General features: G+C 70.4%; 13 protein-coding genes. 6 read left to right on the forward strand and 7 right to left on the reverse strand.

The window, feature by feature from the left end; translation table 11 throughout:
• The first annotated feature begins 90 nt into the window (after positions 1-90).
• Genes ACFYXK_RS02080 through ACFYXK_RS02095 form a run of 4 tightly spaced genes read left to right on the forward strand, consistent with a single transcriptional unit; the run spans position 91 to position 3,361 of the window.
• Positions 91-987 carry a metal-dependent hydrolase gene (locus ACFYXK_RS02080; protein ID WP_389409390.1) on the forward strand — a complete coding sequence of 299 codons (897 nt, stop codon included), beginning with the start codon at positions 91-93 and terminating at the stop codon, positions 985-987.
• Positions 984-2,030, forward strand: coding sequence for a PDR/VanB family oxidoreductase (locus tag ACFYXK_RS02085; protein ID WP_389409391.1), 1,047 nt, complete (start codon positions 984-986; stop codon positions 2,028-2,030). Before ACFYXK_RS02080 ends, ACFYXK_RS02085 begins: the two co-directional genes overlap by 4 nt.
• Before the next feature lie 30 nt (positions 2,031-2,060).
• Positions 2,061-2,783, forward strand: coding sequence for a TetR/AcrR family transcriptional regulator (locus tag ACFYXK_RS02090; RefSeq protein ID WP_383507820.1), 723 nt, complete (start codon positions 2,061-2,063; stop codon positions 2,781-2,783).
• A 41-nt stretch (positions 2,784-2,824) separates the two neighbouring features.
• The gene (locus ACFYXK_RS02095) at positions 2,825-3,361 is read left to right on the forward strand and encodes a GNAT family N-acetyltransferase (RefSeq protein WP_389409392.1); all 537 of its coding nucleotides are present in this window, start codon (positions 2,825-2,827) and stop codon (positions 3,359-3,361) included.
• Here the strand turns inward: ACFYXK_RS02095 and pulA are convergent.
• Complete coding sequence (gene pulA, locus ACFYXK_RS02100; RefSeq protein WP_389409393.1) at positions 3,348-8,690, reverse strand: pullulanase-type alpha-1,6-glucosidase; 5,343 nt, start codon at positions 8,688-8,690, stop codon at positions 3,348-3,350. The genes ACFYXK_RS02095 and pulA overlap by 14 nt on opposite strands.
• 101 nt (positions 8,691-8,791) lie before the next feature.
• Positions 8,792-10,498, reverse strand: coding sequence for a carbohydrate-binding module family 20 domain-containing protein (locus ACFYXK_RS02105; protein WP_389409394.1), 1,707 nt, complete (start codon positions 10,496-10,498; stop codon positions 8,792-8,794).
• Positions 10,499-10,942: 444 nt separating this feature from the next.
• Here ACFYXK_RS02105 and ACFYXK_RS02110 point away from each other — a divergent pair, with 444 nt between their 5' ends.
• Together ACFYXK_RS02110 and ACFYXK_RS02115 are read left to right on the forward strand one after the other, a co-directional pair.
• A complete protein-coding gene (locus ACFYXK_RS02110; RefSeq protein ID WP_389409395.1) occupies positions 10,943-12,016 on the forward strand; it encodes a gluconolaconase in 1,074 nt (357 codons plus the stop codon).
• A gap of 39 nt (positions 12,017-12,055) precedes the next feature.
• Positions 12,056-13,213 carry a hypothetical protein gene (locus ACFYXK_RS02115; protein WP_389409396.1) on the forward strand — a complete coding sequence of 386 codons (1,158 nt, stop codon included), beginning with the start codon at positions 12,056-12,058 and terminating at the stop codon, positions 13,211-13,213.
• 735 nt (positions 13,214-13,948) lie between these two features.
• On the opposite strand, the gene ACFYXK_RS02120 is transcribed toward ACFYXK_RS02115, so the two are convergent.
• The 5 genes from ACFYXK_RS02120 to ACFYXK_RS02140 form a co-directional block, all read right to left on the reverse strand.
• Positions 13,949-14,956 carry a LacI family DNA-binding transcriptional regulator gene (locus ACFYXK_RS02120; RefSeq protein WP_389409397.1) on the reverse strand — a complete coding sequence of 336 codons (1,008 nt, stop codon included), beginning with the start codon at positions 14,954-14,956 and terminating at the stop codon, positions 13,949-13,951.
• The gene (locus tag ACFYXK_RS02125; protein WP_389409398.1) at positions 14,953-16,620 is read right to left on the reverse strand and encodes a glycoside hydrolase family 13 protein; all 1,668 of its coding nucleotides are present in this window, start codon (positions 16,618-16,620) and stop codon (positions 14,953-14,955) included. The genes ACFYXK_RS02120 and ACFYXK_RS02125 overlap by 4 nt, the downstream gene beginning before the upstream one ends.
• A 122-nt stretch (positions 16,621-16,742) precedes the next feature.
• A complete protein-coding gene (locus ACFYXK_RS02130; RefSeq protein ID WP_389409399.1) occupies positions 16,743-17,639 on the reverse strand; it encodes a sugar ABC transporter permease in 897 nt (298 codons plus the stop codon).
• A gap of 2 nt (positions 17,640-17,641) precedes the next feature.
• Positions 17,642-18,670, reverse strand: coding sequence for a carbohydrate ABC transporter permease (locus ACFYXK_RS02135; RefSeq protein ID WP_389409400.1), 1,029 nt, complete (start codon positions 18,668-18,670; stop codon positions 17,642-17,644).
• Between the two features lie 8 nt (positions 18,671-18,678).
• Positions 18,679-19,953: an extracellular solute-binding protein gene (locus tag ACFYXK_RS02140; protein WP_383507790.1), complete on the reverse strand. Its 1,275-nt coding sequence runs from the start codon at positions 19,951-19,953 to the stop codon at positions 18,679-18,681.
• Positions 19,954-20,096 lie beyond the last annotated feature (143 nt).

The raw sequence follows: 20,096 nt of genomic DNA on the forward strand, positions 1-20,096 counted from the left end.
GCGGCCCCCGGGCGCGGCGCGCCCGGGGGCCGCCGAAGTTGATGGTGCAGAGGGGTTTTCCTCTCTCCTACCCCTCAGTACATTGACGCCATGTCTAATACGCCGCTCGCGCCCGCCCCCGTGGCGTCGGAACACATGGAGCTCAAGGCGCGGAACGTGTCCTTCGGCTGGGAGGACACCCCGCTCCACTGGCTGCCCGGCGACCCGTTCGCCACGCACACCATCAACGTGCTGCACCTGCTGCTGCCCGCGGGCGAGCGCTGGTTCGTACACGTCTACAAGCAGGTGCTCCCGTACATCAAGGACGAGCAACTGCGGGCGGACGTCGTCGGGTTCATCGGCCAGGAGGCCATGCACGCCGCCGCGCACGACGACGTGCTCCCCCACCTGAAGCGGCTGGGCCTCGACCCGACGCCGTACACGGCGCAGGTGGACTGGCTCTTCGAGAAGCTGCTCGGCGACCGGACGCTGCCCCCGGGCAAGGCCCGGCACTGGTGGCTCATGGAGCGGGTCGCGATGATCGCGGCGATCGAGCACTACACGGCGTTCCTCGGGAACTGGGTGCTCAACGCGGACGAACTGGACCGCCGGGGCGCGGACCCGACGATGCTGGACCTGCTGCGCTGGCACGGCGCGGAGGAGGTGGAGCACCGCTCGGTGGCCTTCGACCTCTTCATGCACGTGGACGGCGGCTACCGCCGGCGGGCCCGGACCTGGGCCACCGCGTTCACGGCCCTCGTCTTCCTGTGGCAGCGGGGCGCCCGCTTCTTCATGGAGAACGACCCGGAGCTGACCGGCGCCAAGGCCTCCCTCGGCCAGTTCTTCCGCGCGGGCCGGCAGGGGACGCTCCCCTCGACGGGCGCCATGCTGAAGTCGATCCCGACGTACCTCTCCCGTACGTACCACCCCTCCCAGGAGGGGTCGACGGCCCAGGCCGTGGCCTACCTGGCCTCGTCCCCCGGCGCGAACGGCGGTGCCGCCGCATGAGCCGCGCCCTGAAAGCGGCGGCGCTGGCGGGCGCGGCCCTGCTGACCCGCCGCGCCCTGCGGGGGCGCATCGCCCGCTCCCCGCTGTGGCCCCTCCCGGCGCTGGAGACCCCGATCTCGGGCCACTCCCCGCGGCGTTGGCTGCCCACCCGGGTCGTGTCCCGTACGGAGCCCGCGGACGGGGTCCTGATGCTGACCCTCGAATCCCCGGAGCTCCCGCCGTGGACCCCGGGCGCGCACGTGGACGTACGGCTCCCCTCGGGCCTGGTCCGCCAGTACAGCCTCTGCGGCGACCCGGCCGACGCGGGCCGCTACACGATCGCGATCCGCCTGATCGAGGACGGCCGCGGGGGCTCGCGCGAGGCGCACGCCGAGCTGTCGGAAGGCGCGGAACTGGCCGTGCGCCCGCCCCGCAACCGCTTCGAACTGGAGCCGGCTTCCTCGTACCTCTTCGTCGCGGGCGGCATCGGCATCACGCCCATCCTCCCGATGCTGCGCGAGGCCACGGCGGCGGGCGCGGACTGGACCCTGATCTACGGCGGCCGCACGCGATCCTCGATGCCGTTCGTCGGCGAACTCGGGACCCACGGCTCCCGGGTCACCATCACCCCTGAGGACGAGGCGGGCCTCCCCGACCTGTCCCCGCTCACCGAAGCGGGCCCGGACACCCTGATCTACTGCTGCGGCCCGGCCCCCTTGACGAAGGCGGTCCGGGAAGCGGCCCCACCCACCACCCCGGTGCACCTGGAACGCTTCACCGCGACTCCCGCCGCCGGGACCTCCCGCCCCTTCACGCTGGAACTGCACCGCTCGGGCCGCACGATCGAGGTGGCGGCGGACGAATCCACCCTGACCGCCGTCCGCCGGGCACTCCCCGACACCCCGTACTCCTGCGAACAGGGCTTCTGCGGCACCTGCCAACACCGCGTCCTGGCAGGCCGGGTCGACCACCGCGACACCCTCCTCACGGACCGGGAACGCGAGGACTCGATGCTCCTGTGCGTCTCCCGCGCCGAGGACGACCAGCTGGTCCTGGATCTCTGAGCCCTGCTGCGGGCCCAGTAGGGTGTCCGCATGACTACCGGGACGCGGCGCAGGATGGGTGTCGAGGAGCGGCGGCAGCAGCTGATCGGGGTGGCCCTGGAGCTGTTCAGCCACAGGTCGCCCGACGACGTGTCGATCGACGAGATCGCGGCGGCCGCGGGGATATCCCGGCCGCTCGTCTACCACTACTTTCCGGGCAAGTTGAGCCTGTACGAGGCTGCGCTGCGGCGGGCCGCCGACGAGCTCGCGCAGCGGTTCGTGGAGCCGCAGGAAGGTCCGCTCGGGGCGCGGCTGCTGCGCGTCATGGGCCGGTTCTTCGCGTTCGTCGACGACCACGGGCCCGGGTTCTCGGCGTTGATGCGCGGCGGACCGGCGGTCGGGAGCAACCGGACCAACGCGATGATCGACGAGGTCCGGCAGGCCGCCTACGAGCAGATCCTCACGCACATCGGGATCGAGAAGCCGCCGGCCCGGCTGGAGCTCGTGGTGCGGTCCTGGGTGTCGCTGGCGGAGTCCACCGCGCTGATCTGGCTGGAGGGGCGGAAGATCCCGCGGGCCGAGCTGGAGCTGCAGCTCGTGCACGACTTCGCCGCGCTGGCCGCCGTATCGGCCGCGTACGACGCGGAGATGGCCGCCGTCCTCGGCCGGATCCTCGCCGACGAGCCGGCCGACGGGCCCTTCGGCGAGCTGGTCGGGCGGCTCGGGGGACTCGTCCCCGCCGGCACCGGGCACGCGGTGCCCGGCCCCCGCTGACCCGACCCGCCCCCGGTGATCATCCGCGTGATAATACCCGCGTGATCATTGATGACGGGATCTTGTTCCGGCGGGCCGTGGAGAAGGACGCCCCCACGCTGGTGGCCCTGTACGACCAGGCCGCCCGCTGGATGCGCAAGCACGGGATCGACCAGTGGAAGCCCGGGGACAAGGACGCCGCGCACTTCCTGGCGAAGATGCGCGAGGGCGAGGTGTGGCTCGCCGGGGACAGCGACGGGCGGATCATCGGCGCGTACGAGCTGTGGTGGTCCGACGAGGAGGCCTGGGGCGTGCAGCCGCCGGTCGCCGGCTACCTGCACCGGCTGATGGTGGAACGCGAAACCGCGCCCGCGGGAGCCGGGCGCCGGCTGCTCGAACATGCCGAGCGCCGGATCGCCGGGTCAGGACTGCCGCGGGCGCGGCTGGACTGCGTCTCCACCAACCCCCGGCTGCTCGCGTACTACCGGGGTGCGGGCTACCGGGTGGTCGGGGAGTTCCCCCACAAGGAGGGCAAGGACGGCCGGGTGTACGGGGTGATCCTGCTCGAGAAGCGCCTCGATCAGCTCACCGTCGTGTGAAGACCGACACCGTGCGGGCCGGGGTCGTGAACTCTCCTGTCCGTGCGTCGTACGTCGCCTGCTTGACCGCGGGGTCGGATCCGGCCGCCTGGACCGGGTGCAGGGCGTAGGCGGTGCCCGCGAGGGCCGGGATGCGCTGGGGCTGGGCGGCGGGCGTGGCGTTGAAGACCACCACCAGGTCGCCGAGGGTCATGGTGATCACCCCGGGGGTCTCGTCCTTGCCGGAGAGCGGGAAGGCCAGCGCGGCCTGGACCGCCTCCGGTGTGGTGAGGGCGAAGGCCGGTTCCGTCGTACGGATCCGCAGCAGGTCGCGGTAGGCCGCCGAGGCTCCGGTGATGTCGGCGCAGCCGGGTGCCGGGCGGCCGGCCAGCAGGGGCTTCGCGTAGAGCCACTTGGAGCCGTTGTCGGCGGCCGGCGGCAGCCCGCGGCCGAAGCCGTTGCCGTCGCGGCAGTCCCAGTGGACGGCGTTGAACCAGTCGCCGCTGTCGTACGAGTTGCGGTCCAGGGACTTCGAGCGGAGCAGGTCCGTACCCGCCTGGGACAGCGACGGGCCCTGGGAGAGGGTGCCCACGGCCATCGCCAGGACCTGCATACGGGCCTGGTCGGCGGTGGAGGTGCCGTCCGGGAGCTTGTACGCCAGGGCGTCGGCCAGGGTTTCGTTGTCGTGGGCGTCGGCGTAGGCGAGGGCGTCGCCCGGAGCCGCCGCGTAGCCGGCCGGGGAGCCGTTGTAGTCCACCTCGGAGCCCTTGGTGCGCCGGCCCGCGGTGTCCGTGAAGGCGTACGAGGCGAGGTTGCCGGAAAGCCCGACCTTGATCAGGTCCTGGGCGTGCAGGAGCCGGGCCCGCTGCTGCTCGGCGGTGCCGTTCGCGGGCGAGGCGTTCGGGGCCGTGAACAGGCCCGAGGCGAAGCCCTGGACGCGCGGGTCCTCGTCGAAGGGGCCGCCGCCGCGGACCGCGTCGCGCGAGCGGTCCGAGAAGGTGGCGATGCCGGTGCCGGCCATGTTCTTCTGCGTGGCCTGGACGAAGCGGGCGTCGTCCGCGACCTCGCCGAAGTTCCAGCCCTCCCCGTACAGGATGATCTTCTTGCCGTCGACGCCGTCCTTGGCGGGGGTCAGCGCGTCCAGGGCCTTCCGTACGGCCAGGATGTTCGCCTTCGGGTGGTGGCCCATCAGGTCGAAGCGGAAGCCGTCGACCTTGTACTCCTTGGCCCAGGTGACGATCGAGTCCACCACGAGCCGGCCCATCATGGCGTTCTCGGGGGCCGTGTTGGCGCAGCAGGTGGAGTTGGCGACCGAGCCGTCCGCCAGCAGCCGCTGGTAGTAGCCGGGCACGATGCGGTCCAGCACCGACTTGTCGGACTGGCCCGACGCCACGGTGTGGTTGTAGACCACGTCCATGACGGTCCGCAGCCCGGCCCCGTTCAGCGACTGGACCATCCTGCGGAACTCGACCGTACGGGCCGTGCCGTTGGGGTCGCTCGCGTACGAACCCTCCGGCACGGTGTAGTGCAGCGGGTCGTAGCCCCAGTTGTAGGCGTCCTTCGCGGCCGCGGCGGCCACGCAGGCCTGCTGCTCCGGCGAGTCCGGCGCGTACACCTTCAGGTCGCAGGCGGGCTCGGTGCGGTCGGAGGCCTTCTCCGGGATGGTCCCGATGTCGAAGGCGGGCAGGAGGTGGACGTACGAGGTGCCGGACGCGGCCAGCGCGCGCAGGTGCGCCATGCCCGCCGAGCCGGTGTCGGTGAAGGCCAGGTACTGGCCGGGGTGGGTGCTGGTGCGGTCCGCGACCGAGAAGTCGCGGATGTGGAGCTCCTGGATCTGCGCGGAGGTGAAGGGGACGGCCGCGGGCTTGCGCAGGTCGCGCCAGCCGGGCGGGGCCAGCTTCGGGTCGGCCAGGTCGACGGCCAGGCTGTGGGTGGAATCGGTGGTCAGGGCGGTGGAGTACGGGTCGGTGACCAGGTTGCGGACCATCTGGCGGGTGCTCGGCGCCCACACGGTCACGTCGTAGCGGTACGGCTTGCCGGTCCAGTTGCGCTCGCCGCGCACCGACCAGACGCCGGTGGTGTCGTCGCGGTGCATGGCGACGGTGCGGCCGTCGAGCTCGAGGGCGACCTGCCGGGCGGTGGGGGCCCAGACGGAGAGGGTGGGGCGGCCGTCCTTGAAGACGGGGCCGAGCGCGGCCGTGTTCGCGTACAGGTCGTCGAGCACGCCGGCGAGCTGCACTCCGGTCGCGGCCAGGACGGCGCCGTTCGCGGCGTGGGCGCTCGCGACGAGCTGGCCGCGCAGGGCCTCCCGTACGCGGTCCCGGTCGCGGGGGTCGACGGAGTAGGCGGCGTACGCCGCGAGGTGCGGGAACTTCTGCTTCTGGGCGGCGGTGAGCTCGGTCTTGGACAGGCGCAGCCACTGGGCGCCGTCCGCGTGCAGGATGCCGTTCTCCGCGGTGACCGTGCCGTCGCGGGAGGCGAGGAGCTGGACGGAGGCGGCGGCCGCGGGGGCGTTCCAGGCGAGGGTGTCGCGGTCGATCCAGACGGCCTGGGCCTTGGTGAGGTCCAGGGCGGCGGAGGAGCCGGCGGGCTGCGGGAGGAGGTACGGGGCCCGGCCGCCCAGCATCCAGACCTCGTGGCCGGTGGCCTTCAGGTCGAGGGACTGGTCGGTGGGGAGGTCCTTCTCGTCGCCCTTGTGGAGGATGTAGCTCAGGCTGGTGGCGCCGGCGGCGAGCGGGACCTCGTACACGGCGCCGAAGGAGTCGGTGCGGGCCGGCATCAGCGGCTTTGACCAGTCGGTCGGGTTCGCGGCGCCGGTCCAGACGTGCAGGCCCCAGCCGTCGTAGGCGCCGTCGGCGCGCTGGTGGTGCAGGACGGCCTTGGCCTGGTCCTGGGGCGGGTACGCGGGGCGGTCGGTGGTGGCCGCTTCCTTGCCCTGCTCCAGCCAGACCTCACCGCTCTTCGTCACGTCGAGCGTGCGGTCGGTGGCGACGTCCTTGTTGCCGTCCTTGTCGATGACGAGGTAGCCGACGGAGGAGGCGCCGGCCTTGAGCCTTACGTAGGCGAAGGCGCCGTACGCGTCGCGGCCGGTGAAGTCGTGCCCGGCCGGCCAGGGAGTGGCCTCGCCGTCCGCCAGGTCGCCCCAGGCGTACAGCCGCCAGTTCGTGTAGTCGCCGTCGGGGCGGCGGTAGTGGACGACCGCGTAGTCGCGCTGGGTGGCGGTCGGGGGCTGCACGGGCGGGACCTGGCCGGCGACGGACTCGGCGAGGGCGCTCGCGGTGCGGCCGGCGGCGTCCACGGCGACGGCCTTGTAGCGCAGGGGGGTGCCGGCCGGGGCGGTGATGTGCTGGGTGACCTTGTACGGGGCGTGGTCGGCGGAGCCGAGGACCTGCCACTTCCCGGTGCCGGTCTGGGCGGCGAAGACGACCCGGTTCAGGCCGCCGCCGGTGACGTCGGCGGAGAGCTCGACGGTGCCGGTGGCTGCCGCCGGGGCTTTGAGGGCGATCGCGGGAGCCGTGGCGGGCTTGGCGATGGGCGCGCCCGCGCGCAGCACGACGGATCCGAGGGCCGGGACGACCACACGGATGCCGGCGGGCGTGGCCCGTGACGAGCCCGAACCCCCGTACAGGGCAGTGAACTCGGTACCCGGCGCGCTGCCGACCGGCATGTCGACGGTGACCGGCTCGGGAGCGTTGTTCACCGCGACCGCGTACTCCGCCTTGGACCGGGCGTCGGTGCGCGTGAACGCATAGACGGAGTCGCGGGCGAGCCGCTCGGTCTGGACGCCGTCGCGCAGCGCCGGGTGGTCCTTGGTCAGCTTCGAGAGAGCACTGATCTGCTTGTAGAGCGGGTGTCCCGGATCGTAGGCGTCGCTCGCATGCGTGCGCACCGTTCCGAGCTGGTCGTCGTCCAGGTAGTCGGCGACCTTCGTGGCGAACAGCGGCTGCCGGGCGTCCTTGTCGCCGCCCGCGCCCGTGAAGCCCTGCTCGTCGCCGGAGTAGACGACCGGGTTGCCCCGGGAGAAGAACATCAGCTCGTTGGCGAGCCGGTAGCGGTCCAGCAGCTCCTGCTCCCCCGCCCCCGGCCGGTCCTGCTTCAGGAAGCTCCCGAAGCGGCCCATGTCGTGGTTGCCGAGGAAGGTGACCTGCTCGTACGCGTTGGCCTTGTCCGTGGTGTACCGGTAGTCGTCGGCCAGTACGGAGCCCAGCCGCGAGGCCGCCGCGCCCTGGGAGGCGTACGCGCGGATCGCGTCCTGGAGCGGGAAGTCGAGGGTGGCGTCGAGGCGCCCGCGCGTCACGTACGGGGAGGTGACGGCCGTGTCGGCGGAGTAGACCTCGCCGAACATGAAGAAGTTCTTGCGGCCGCGCTGGGCGGCGTACTTGTCGAGGGCGGTGGCCCACTGCGTCCAGAACCCGGTGTTGACGTGCTTGACCGTGTCGATGCGGAAGCCGTCGATCGAGAAGTCCTTGACCCACTTCTCGTAGATCTTCTCCATCCCGCTGACGACCTCGGGACGCTCGGTCCACAGGTCGTCGAGGCCGAAGAAGTCGCCCTGGTCGGAGGATTCCCCGGCGAAGGTGGAATCGCCCCGGTTGTGGTACATCGTCGGGTCGTTGAGCCAGGCGGGAGCCTTCAGGTTCTTCTTCGCGTCGGGCACGAAGGGGGTCCGCGGGAAGGACTCGGCGTCCACGGCGGGGAACTTCCGCTTCCCGTCCGCGTAGTCGGAGTCCTCGAACGGCACCCCGTCCTTCGTCAGGTAGGGGAAGGCTCCCTTCGACAGGTAGGAGTAGGACTGCTCCCGGTAGTCGACGACGTCGGCGGTGTGGTTGGTGATGACGTCGAAGAAGACCTTCATCCCCTTCGCGTGCGCCTTGTCGATCAGCCGTTCCAGGTCGGCGTTGGTGCCGAAGTGCGGGTCGACCTGCGTGAAGTCGGTGATCCAGTACCCGTGGTACCCGGCGGAGACGTCGGCTCCCTTCCCCTGCACCGGCTGGTTCTTGAAGATCGGCGCCATCCAGATGGCGGTGGTCCCGAGCCCCTTGATGTAGTCGAGCCGGTCGGTCAGCCCCTTGAGGTCGCCGCCCTGGTAGAAGCCCTTGTCCGTGGGGTCCAGCCCGGTTTCCAGCCGGCTGCCGGTCAGGCCGCCGGTGTCGTTGCGCGGGTCGCCGTTCGCGAACCGGTCCGGGAGGACGAAGTAGAACTGCTCCCGTGTCAGATCGTGCCGCGCGGGCTCGGCGGCGAGTTTCGCGTCCGAGGGCGGGGCGGGCGGCGCGGCGGCCACGGCCGGGAGGGCGGGCAGGAGCGTCACGGCCAGGGCGGCGGCGAGGACTCCTGCGGCGGGGCGTATCAAGGCGGATCTCCTTGGTTACGTGTCGCGTGGATGAGGGCCGCCCGGCGGATGGCGGGTTCTGCGGATGCCGGGCGGCCCTGGTCGGTGGGGTGGGGTGCGGGTCAGTTGCGCCAGGTGTCGTTCAGCACGGTCTTGCCGCTCGCCGGGACGGTGGCGGTGCGGTTGGCACCGCTCTCCCAGGTGACGTTGCCGGCGGCGTCCTTGCGGAGGTACTTGTACGAGAACGCGGTCCCGGCGGGGAGCGACACGTCGAGCTTCCAGACGGGGTAGGCCGCCGGGTCGAGCTTGAAGGCGCTGCCGGTGTTCCAGCCGCCGAGCTCGGCGCGGTCCCCGGTGACGTAGATGTTCTGCCCGGGGACGGTGGTGGCGTTGACGGCGAACGAGGCGCCCGCGGTCGCCGGCGGCGGCGTGCTCCCGCCGCTGCAGGTACGGGCGTTCACGTGCAGGGCGAGGGCGGTGCCGGCCCCGAGGGTGGCGGTGAACTGCCCGGCCGGATTCACGCTGACCGTACGCCCGCTCTGCACGTCGCAGTAGTCGCCGGCCGGGAGCGAGCTCTGGAAGGTACGGGTGAGGGACGCGCCCTCGTGGTTGATGGCGACGTACGCCTTGGCTCCGCGCCCGAAGGCGATCTGGTCGCCGCCGTTGTCCCACCAGTTGGTGACGGCCTGGCCGCGGGCCGCGTTGCGGAAGGCGACCATGGAGGAGATCTCCCGCCAGGCGTGCTGGCACTTCCACCCGTCCGCGTAACAGGCGTTCACGGTGCCGCCGTTCGGCGGGCCGGCGTCCTTGTCGGTCCACTCGTACCCGGAGTGCACGTCGGGGGACCCGTACGGCCAGGCCAGCATGAAGACGCCGGCGAGGGTGTAGGCGGAGCCGTCCTTGTAGTTGAGGGTGTCGCCGCCGCGCTCGGTGTCGTGGTTGTCGACGAAGACCCCTGCCTGTCCGCTCGGCATGTACCCCCAGGCCTCGCCGAAGTTCTTCAGGTAGGCGAGGTTCTCGTTCTGGAAGACCCGCTTGAGGTCGCGTGCGTAGCGGAACTCCTGCACGTCGCCGTTGCCGAGGTACTCGGAGGGCGAGACGGCCTCGCCGGCCCCGTAGATCGCCTCCTGCTTCCAGTAGACGGAAGGATTCGCCATCCGGGACTTGATGTTGGCGAGGTCGGCGGCGGGCATGTGCTTGGCGGCGTCGATCCGGAAGCCGTCGACGCCCAGCGACAGCAGGTCGTTCAGGTACCCGGCGATCCGCCCGCGCACGTAGTCCTCGCCGGTGTCCAGATCGGCGAGCTGCACGAGCTCGCAGTTCTGGACGTTGGCCCGGTCCTGGTAGTTGGAGATGGTCGCCCGGCAGTCGTCCATGTCGGAACCCGAATAGATCCCGGGGTAGCCGTACTTCGTGTACGAAGACCCCCCGGTCCCCACCCCGTCGGCCGCGGCCATGTGGTTGATCACGGAGTCGGCGACGACCTTCACCCCGGCGGCGTGGCAGGTGTCGACCATGGCCTTGAACGCGGCCCGGTCCCCGAGCCGCCCGGCGATCTTGTAGCTGACGGGCTGGTACGAGGTCCACCACTGCGGGCCCTGGATGTGCTCCTGGGGCGGCGAGACCTGGACGTACCCGTACCCGGCGGGCCCGAGCGAATCGGTGCAGGCCTTGGCCACGGACTCGAAGCGCCACTCGAACAGCACGGCGGTGACGTCCTTGTCGCCGGGCGCCGCGGCGACGGCCTGCGGTGCCGGGCCGGTGAGGGCGGCGGAGGCGAGTGCAGTCGTGGCGAAAAGAGTTGCAGCTCTGACGGCTCTGGCAGGCATGCGGGGGGCCTCCTGGCGGAAGAGGTGGGGATGGCAGCGACCGTAGGGGCCAGGTAGGAGCCCTGCAAGAGTTTGCGCAAGAGATTGCAGAATTGTTTCCAGGGCGTGTCCTGCCGGACAGCCGCGTCGTGTAGGGGCCAGGGACCGCCCGGACGGGCGCCACATCCCCGCCACTTCCTCACACTCCGCAGCCGCGCGGAGCGTCCAAAGCGATGGATCCGGCCACCTGCCGCGTCCGCAGCCGTGCAGGTGACAGCGGAGGGGCCGGTCAGACGCCCGCTCGAAGATCCATCGAGCAGGTGGTCAACGGGATCTGTCCAGTTTTCGCCAGCATGGCCATTTCGGCGCACCGGTTACCCGGCGTCACCCACGTAGTTTCACCCTGCACCCAGAGGTGCCGTAAGGAAATCATTCGGTTCTGCAACGTAAGGAGGCCTCAAGAGCATGTCGGCGAACAGCATGAAGAGCGACGTGGGCAAGGCTTATATCAACGATGTATTCATGCGCCACCCGCTCACCACGCGGAACCAGGAGGAGCTGGAAATTTCCGCAAGGGCCGAGTCCATCCTGAAGCGGAATCAACTGAGGAACGTACTGAAAAGGACCCCCGAAGGAGGGGGCGAACCGATCAGCCCCATCGGGTTCTCCTTGAACAAGGTCCGCTACGGCGGATTCCCCCAGGAAGTGCAGACGGCGCACGAGCGCGGGTGGCGCGCGTACATGAACATGGGCGTACCGGTGATCGAAGAGCGAAGCGATATCACCCAGCCCCCACCGGACATGATCTCCAAGCAGACGTACATCAATGGAACCGACCCCGTAAAGATCACGGTGACGGACACGGTCGAATTCTCCGTTTCGAACACCGTCAGCTGGTCGCTCCAGGGGGAGGTGAAGCTCACCTTCGGGGCGAAGTCCACCGCATCGCTCCAGCAGCAGCTGGAGAAGAGCATGGCGATGCACCAGTACCAGAAGACCACCCTGAAGAACAGCAAGGACAATCAGGGCGTCGACACCGAGTCCCAGACGGATGCGACGAGCACGACGACCGCCACGAGTTCCGCCACGGGCACCGGGGAACTATGGGCGGATCTGGCGCTCGGTATCACGGGCTCCGTCAGCGGTTCGCTGACCACCGAATGGAAACACCAGTCATCCGTCAGCCTGGAAGTCATGAGCCGGGCGGACGTCATGGCCACCACCCGGCGCCAGGTGAGGCAGTTCGACTACGAATTCCCGGTCACGTTCGGCGGGTGGGTCGCCCTGTACTACCCCAGGCCGGTGGCGGTAAAGGAAACTCCCCCTCAGGCCAAGGACCCGAAGTACTCACAGGTCATCGCATGGAAACTCGGCGACTCCGTCGAGGACGGCAGCAATTTCGACCTGGCGGACGAGGGCAGGCGATTCATGCAGAGGGGCGCCGCCGAAATCGTCGCCGTCCGCACCGGGGAGCACCGGGTCTTCCAGCCGGAAACCCTTGATTACGAGAGCCAGAAGCAGCCTCTCTACAAGGCGTGACCGACTCTCCATCAGCCGGCCAGATCAGGAGGAAGACCCATGTCTTTTGAAAACATCTTCGGCAGTGGCGGAAGCGAAGCGAACTCCGCCGGACAGTCCGCCGAATCCCTCGACAAGGACACTCCCGGGGCGGGGGACGTCTCGGAGGCAGTACGCAAACTGGAGAGTGAGCGCGACCCCTGGCTCGTACGTCAGACGGCGCACGGGGCGTTCGACGTGATGGGTTTCCTCACCCCCCTCTTCCAGAAGATCAACGAAACGTCCGCCGGACAGCGCCAGGTCGCCGAGAACCCCGGCTCCACGTCCGCCATGGCCTCGTCGACCCTGAAGGCCTCCGGACCGCCTCGGCCGAGCATCGGCGACGAAGACATGCCGAAGCTCGAGGACTTGTCGAAGCTCATCGGCAACAGGAGGGGCTTCGCCCTGATCACGACGGGCCTGGGCACGTCCGAAGGCCTCGCGGTGGACCCGTCGCAGGACACGGCGTACGTCGCCGACCGAAGCGGCGTGAAGCTGTCCGCGGTGAAGATCTCCACCGGCGCCCAGCGCGTGGTCGCGAGCGGCCTCGGCGACATCGGCGACGTGAAGCTGGACGGGAAGGGCAAGGCCTACACCACCGACTACGCCGCCGGGCGCCTGCTCGCGGTGAACCTGTCCGGCGGCACCTCCAGCGTGGTCGCCGCCGTACCGGGCGCGTACGGCCTCGCGCTGGACGGCGCGGGCAAGGCCTACGTCGTCAGCCACAGCGAAGGGAAGCTGACCGCGGTCGACCTGCAGAGCGGACAGAAGACCACGGTCGCCGCCGGCCTGCCGGTCGGCATCGCCGCCGTGGCACTGGACGGGAAGGGCAAGGCGTACGTCGGCCAGAAGGACCACGGCGGCAACCTCTACGAGGTCAACCTGGCCGACGGCGCCAAGCGCCTGGTGACCAACCTTCCCGGGGCGAGCGCCATGCGGGTGGAGCTCACCGGCGACGGCAAGGCGTACGCGATCGACCATCTCAACGGGCGCCTGTACGAGATCACCCTGGCCGACGGCGCGCAGCGCGTGGTGGCCAGCGGTCTGGCGACGTGCGAAGGCCTCGCCCTGGACACCGCCAACGGCCAGATCTACGTCAGCAACCGCGAAAGCCAGCTCTGGCAGATCTCCCAACGGGCCACGCAGCCCCTGGGCGGCGTCGGCAAGGTCGTGGCATAGGACGGCATCCGGCCCCGCGGGTGAACACAGGACGGCGGGGACCCCACCCCGGGGACCCCCGCCGTCAGCGCGGGGTCAGGGGGCAGGTCCGAACGGGAGCGCCGAACCGCTGGTCAAGGTCCCGGCCCCCAACCCGTCCACGGCCCAGCCGGAGCCCCATGAGCATCTGGCCGCTGTCTGCTGCGGCTTGGACCCCGCCCCCGTCCCGGGACCGCTGGGCCATGGGCCCTTGAGGGAGTCAGGCCCCTGCTTGGGACGCATCCCGGGCAGGGAACGGTGGTTCCGCTGGCCCGACTCCGGATGACAGGGGCTCCCGAGCGGCATCTCCGACGGACTCTCACCTGAATCCGAACCCCCTGGCCATCCTTCGGGGGCTTCCCGGCAGTCTGTTGTCTTTCCGGGGCGGGCCGGGCAGTCAAGGGTGGCCGAAGGCCATCGCGAAGCGACGCGACCGCAGGGAGCGCCCTTGACGGCCCGGACCGCACCGGAAGGACAGTGGACTGCCGGGAAGCCCCCGGGACGCACTCCCGCCGCCGCCCGGCTGCGGCCGCCCCAAGGCTGACCGAAGCAGGGCTCACGCATTGGACAAGGCCCTCGTCCAGCCGCCTCCCGCCCCGCCCTCGCAGCCGCGAGGGGGAGGGTGGGCAACCACCGGCCGGGCCTGGTGCCGCTCGGGGGGGTGGAAGCGGGCCGCGCGGAAACCCGTACTCACCCCGCCCCGCCCCGCCCCGCCCCCTACTCCCCCGGACCCTGTCCCGTCGAGCCCCGGACCACCAGTTCCGGCTGGAACACGTACTCCGTGCGCTGGACCGGGGTGCCGCCGACCGCCTCGAGGAGGGCTCCGACGGCCGCCGTCGCCATCGCGCGGACCGGCTGGCGGATCGTCGTCAGCGGCGGGTCCGTGAAGGCGATCAGCGGAGAGTCGTCGAAGCCGACCACCGAGACGTCCTCCGGTACCCGCAGCCCCCGCTCGCGCACCGCGCGGATCACGCCGAGCGCCATCGGGTCGCTGCCGCACACGATGCCGGTGCAGCCGCGGTCCAGCAGGGCTCCGCCCGCCGCGTGGCCGCCCTCCACCGTGAACAGGGTGCGCTGGATGAGCCCCTCCGACTCGGCGTCCGGCACGGCGGCGACGAACCCCTGCTCCTTGCGGGCCGAGGGGACGTAGCGCGTCGGCCCTATGGCCAGGCCGATCCGCCGGTGCCCCAGGTCCGCGAGGTGGCGTACCGCCATGTCCGCCGCGGCCCGGTCGTCAGGGGAGATGAACGGGGCGTTCACGTGCTCGTTGAAGCCGTTGATCAGGACGAAGGGGACGTTCCTCGCGGACAGCCGCTGGTAGCGGGACGGGTCCAGCGTCGAGTCCGCGTGCAGGCCGGACAGGAAGACGATCCCCGTGACCCCCCGCTCCTCGAGCTGCTCCACCAGCTCGTCCTCCGTGGCGCCGCCCGGCGTCTGCGTGCACAGCACCGGCGTGTACCCGTGGCCGGCCAGCGCCTGCTCTATGACCTGCGCGAACGCCGGGAAGATCGGGTTGGTGAGCTCCGGGATCAGGAGCCCCACCAGCCCGTTGCTGCGCCGGCGCAGCCGCACGGGCCGCTCGTAGCCGAGCAGGTCCATGGCGGCCAGCACCTTGTGCCGGGTGCCGGCCGCCACGCCCGCCTTGCCGTTGAGCACACGGCTGACCGTCGCCTCGCTGACCTGGGCCTGCGCGGCGATGTCCGTCAGCCGGAGGGGGGAGGTCACCCCGCCGTCACCTGCCACCACACCGTGGTGTCGGCCGGCAGCACGCCGTCCTCGACCGCCTCGCCGCTGGACAGCAGGGCCTCGCCGACGACGGGGAGCCGTACCGCCGTGCCGGTGGTGTTGGCGGTGCAGAGGAAGTCCCCGCGGCGGAAGGCCAGGACGCCGGCGGGAGCCTCCTGCCACTCCACGGACTCGCCCGCGCCCAGCTCCGGGCGCTGGCGGCGCAGCCGCAGGGCGGCCCGGTACAGCTCCAGGGTGGAGGACGGGTCGCCGGTCTGCGCCTCCACGCTCAGCTCCGCCCAGGAGTCCGGCTGCGGGAGCCAGCTGCCGCCGGTGCCGAAGCCGTACGGGGCCTGCGTACCCGACCACGGGATGGGGACCCGGCAGCCGTCGCGGAAGCCGTCCTGTCCCGCCGCGCGGAAGAACGACGGGTCCTGGCGGACCTCGTCCGGCAGGTCGGTGACGTCGGGCAGGCCGAGCTCTTCGCCCTGGTAGACGTACGCCGAACCGGGCAGCGCCAGCATCAGCAGGCTCGCCGCGCGGGCTCGCCGCAGACCGAGCTCGCGGTCGCCGGGCTCGCGCAGCTGGGTGCCGAGGCCGGCGGGGTTGGCGAAGCGGGTGGCGTGCCGGGTGACGTCGTGGTTGGACAGCACCCAGGTGGTGGGGGCGCCGACGGGTCGCATCGCGGCCAGCGAACCGTCGATGACCTCGCGGAGCGCCGTTGCCTCCCAGTCGCTGGTCAGGTACTGGAAGTTGAACGCCTGCTGCATCTCGTCGGGGCGGACGTAGCGGGCCGTGCGTTCGAGGGTCGGGGTCCATGCCTCGGCGACCAGGACGCGGTCGCCCTCGTACTCGTCGAGGATCCGGCGCCAGGAGCGGTATATCTCGTGGACGCCGTCCTGGTCGAAGAAGGGCATGACGTCGTTGCCGAGCAGCTTGAGCTGGTCCCTGGCACCGAGGTCGGGCAGGCCGGGCGCCTTGACCAGGCCGTGGGCGACGTCGACGCGGAAGCCGTCGGCGCCGAGGTCGAGCCAGAAGCGCAGGATGGAGCGGAACTCGTCCTGGACGGCCGGGTGCTCCCAGTTGAAGTCGGGCTGCTCGGGTGCGAAGAGGTGCAGGTACCACTCTCCGTCCGCGACCCGGGTCCAGGCGGGCCCGCCGAAGATCGACTCCCAGTCGTTGGGCGGCAGTTCGCCGTTCTCGCCCTTGCCGGGACGGAAGTGGAAGCGCTCCCGCAGCCGGGAGCCGGGGCCTTCGCGCAGTGCCTGCTTGAACCATTCGTGCTGGTCGGAGCAGTGGTTCGGGACGAGGTCCACGATGATCCGCAGGCCCAGCCCATGGGCTTCGCGGATCACGGCGTCGGCGTCGTGCAGGGTGCCGAACATGGGGTCGATGGCCCGGTAGTCGGCGACGTCGTAGCCGGCGTCGGCCTGCGGGGAGGCGTAGAACGGGCTGAGCCAGACGGCGTCGACGCCCAGCTCCTTGAGGTAGGGCAGTCGGCTGCGGATGCCTTCGAGGTCCCCCATGCCGTCCCCGTTGGAGTCGGCGAAGCTGCGCGGATAGACCTGGTAGATCACCGCTTCTCTCCACCAACCGGGCCGGGTGCCGGTCGGGGCGGGAAGGCCACTGTCCGAAGTCAGTGCGTCGGCGAGGTGCTGGGTCATGTCGTCCTTGGAGAGATCGGGCCGGGGGTGTGTGGGGGCGGGCGCCGGGTGGTCAACCCGTGCTCGCAAGGGGTGGGTCCTCGGTCGTCGCGCGGGCGGTCGGCCCGCGCTCCGCGAGGGGCTCAGCCCTTGGTCGCGCCTGCCGTCATCCCGGCGACGAGGTGACGCTGGGCGAAGAGGAAGAAGATGGCCGCGGGGATGGCGATGAGGACCGAAGCGGCACTCATCGCACCCCAGTTGGAGGTGTACTGCGTGACGAAGGTCTGCAGGCCCCCGGCCAGGGTGAGGTGTTCGTCGCCGACCATGAAGGCGGAGGCGTACGCGACTTCGCCCCAGGCGGTGATGAACGAGTAGAAGCCGGTGACGGCGAGGCCGGGCTTGGCCAGCGGAAGGATCAGGCGCCAGAAGGTGCCGAAGGGGTTGAGCCCGTCGACGCGGCCCGATTCGTCGATCTCGACCGGGATGGTGTCGAAGAAGCCCTTCATCATCCAGGCGCAGAACGGCACCGCGATGGTGAGGTACGTGATGATCAGGCCGAGCGGCTGGTTGAGCAGCCCCAGCTCTCCCATCAGGTTGTAGAGCGGGACGATGAGGATGGCCATCGGGAACATCTGCGTGATGAGCAGGGTCCACATCAGCGGCTTCATGCCGGGGAACTTGAACCGGCTGACCGCGTAGCCCGTCGTGGCGGCGATGAACACACCGAGGACGGTGGTGATGCCGGCGACGAGCACGGAGTTGCCGAACCAGGTGAAGAAGGAGGTCGACTCCACCAGGTAGCGGTAGTTGTCGAGGGTCGGTTCCTTCACGAAGTCCGTGGAGATGGCGTGCTTCGCGGGCTTGATCGAGGTCAGCAGGACCCACAGCACCGGGAAGACGGCGATCACGGACGCGACGATCAGGGTGGCGTGCAGTCCGGCGGAGGCGAGCGGGGAGCGCTCGCCCCGCTTGCGCACGGAGACGCCCGTCGTCGCGGTGTCGGTCGTGGCGGGGTTGGTCGTCACGGTGTCGGTCGTCATGGTCACCACACCTCTCCCTGCTTGCGCAGCGAGCGCCGGTAGACCAGCGCGAAGATCATGAGCAGGGCGAGGATGAGCACGCCCCAGGTCGCGGAGCCGGCGAAGTCGCGCGGGCTGGCCACGAAGGCCTCGCGGAAGGCCTGGGTCACCAGGATCTCGGTGGAGTCGCCCGGTCCGCCCCGCGTCAGCAGGAAGATCACCGGGAACATGTTGAAGGTCCAGATGGTGGAGAGCAGGATCACGGTCATGCTCACCGTGCGCAGCCCGGGCAGGGTGATGTGCCGGAACCGCTGCCAGGCCGTGGCGCCGTCCATCTCGGCAGCCTCGTAGAGCTCGCCCGGAATCGACTGCAGCCCGCCGAGGAGGGCGACCATCATGAAGGGGACGCCGAGCCAGACGTTGACGGCGACGACGGAGAACTTCGCCCACGTCGGGTCGTCGAGCCACGGGATCGCGGAGATGCCGCCACCGTCGAGGATCTTGTTGAGGATGCCGCTGTCGCGGTTGAAGAGGAACCGCCAGGCGAAGACGGAGACGAAGCCGGGGACCGCCCAGGGCAGGATGAGCGCCATCCGGTAGGCGGCGCGGCCCCGGAAGTCCCGGTTGAGCATGGTGGCGAGGGCCAGTCCGAGCGTGAAGGTGATCGACACGCACAGGACGGTCCACATCACCGTCCACACCAGCCGCTGCAGGAACACCGGGTCGGCCAGGACGTCCGCGTAGTTGTCGAGGCCGACGAACTTGTACGTGGCCTCGATGTGGTTGGCGCCGATGGTACGGGCGACGTTGCGCTCGTTGGCGTCGGTCAGCGACAGGTAGATGCCGCGGACGAGCGGCCAGCCGATGATCACGCCGAGGACGAGCACCACCGGGGCGACCATGGCCCAGGCGTACCAGTGGGTGGCCAGGGCGCGCCCCAGTCCACCGCGCTTCGCGCTGTCAGTCCTGCGGCTCCGGCCGCGGGCGGCGACGGTGTCCTCCCCGTCGCTGCCCGCGGCCTTCGCCACCGACTGGCTGGTGTGAGCAGCCATTGTCTTTTCTACTTCCAGCCCTTGAGGATCTTGCGGAACTCGACGCCGGCCGCCTTGGCCGCGTCCTCCGGGCTCGAGGCCCCGGTGATCGCCTTGGTGTACTCGACCTTCAGCGGCTCGAAGAGGGAGCCGTTCTCCGGGATCCAGGCGCGCTCGACGGCCTTGTCCACCGCCGGCTTGAAGAACTGGACCATCTCGCTGGACTTGACGTCGGGCTGCTCGTAGGCGGCGGTCCGCGTCGGGAGCAGGCTGAGCTCCTTGGTGGACTGCACCTGCACGTCCTGCGAGGTCATGTACTCGACGAAGGCGTGCGCGGCGGCGCGGTTCTTGGAACCGGCGTAGACGGCGAGGTCGTGGCCGCCCTGCGGGGCGCCGGCCTTGGCGGAGCCGGCCGGGACGGCGGCGACGCCGAGGTTGGCCTTGTCCTTGAACTGGTCGCCGGCGTAGGTGTCGGCGACGGCCCACGGGCCGTTGATCATCATCGCGGCTTCGCCCGACTTGAAGGCGGTCTGCATGTTGACCCAGCCGTCGGTGGCGTTGGTGATCGCCGCGCCCGAGGTGACCAGGTCACGGGCGGTCTTGAACGCCTTGACGCCCGCCGCGTTGTCCACGGTGACCGTCTTGTTCTTCGCGTCGACCAGGTCGCCGCCCTCGCCGTAGATGAGGGGGAGGAACCAGTACGAGTCGTCGCCGCGCAGGTAGAGGCCGGCCTTGCCGGTCTTCGCCTTGATGGCGGCGGCGGCGGTCTTCACCTCTTCCAGCGTCTTGGGGGGCTGGACGCCGGCGTCGGCGAGCATCTTCTTGTTGTAGAAGAGGCCGAGGGTGTCGATGACCTGCGGGACCGCGTAGGTCTTGCCCTCGTACTTGCCGCTGGCCGCGGCCTGGGGCAGGAACTCGGCGTCGACCTTCTTGGCCGTCTCGGCCGGAACCTCGTCGAGGTAGCCGAGGGAGGCGAAGTCGGCGACCCAGCCGACGTCGGCGCGGATGACGTCAGGGGCTTCGGAACCGCTGCTGAAGGCGTTCTTGACCTTGTTCTGCGCGTCGCCGTACGGGACGTTGACGTACTTGACGGTGACCTTCGGGTGCTTCGCGGTGAACGCCTCGGCGATCTTCTGGAAGCTGGCCTTCTCGGCGTCGTTCGAGGTGTCCCACCACGTGACCGTGCCGGAAAGCTCGCCGCCTGCCTTGGTCTCGCCGGCCGCGCCCTTGTCGTCCCCACCGCAAGCCGTCGCCGCGAGCGCCAGGGTCGCGACCAGCGCGGTGGCCGCTATGCCACGCCGCATATGAACTCCTTCGATGATCCCGGCCGCGCCCTCGCGGTCCCGAGTTGCAGGGAACGTAACAAGCCTGAAAGCTGACCGAAAGAGCTTGCGGCAATTTTCTGCAAGAGACGGTGATCGTTACATCCGTGTGTCCTGACGGTTGC

Origin of the sequence: Streptomyces sp. NPDC002209 (genome assembly GCF_042890265.1) — a bacterium.
Lineage (GTDB): Bacteria > Actinomycetota > Actinomycetes > Streptomycetales > Streptomycetaceae > Streptomyces.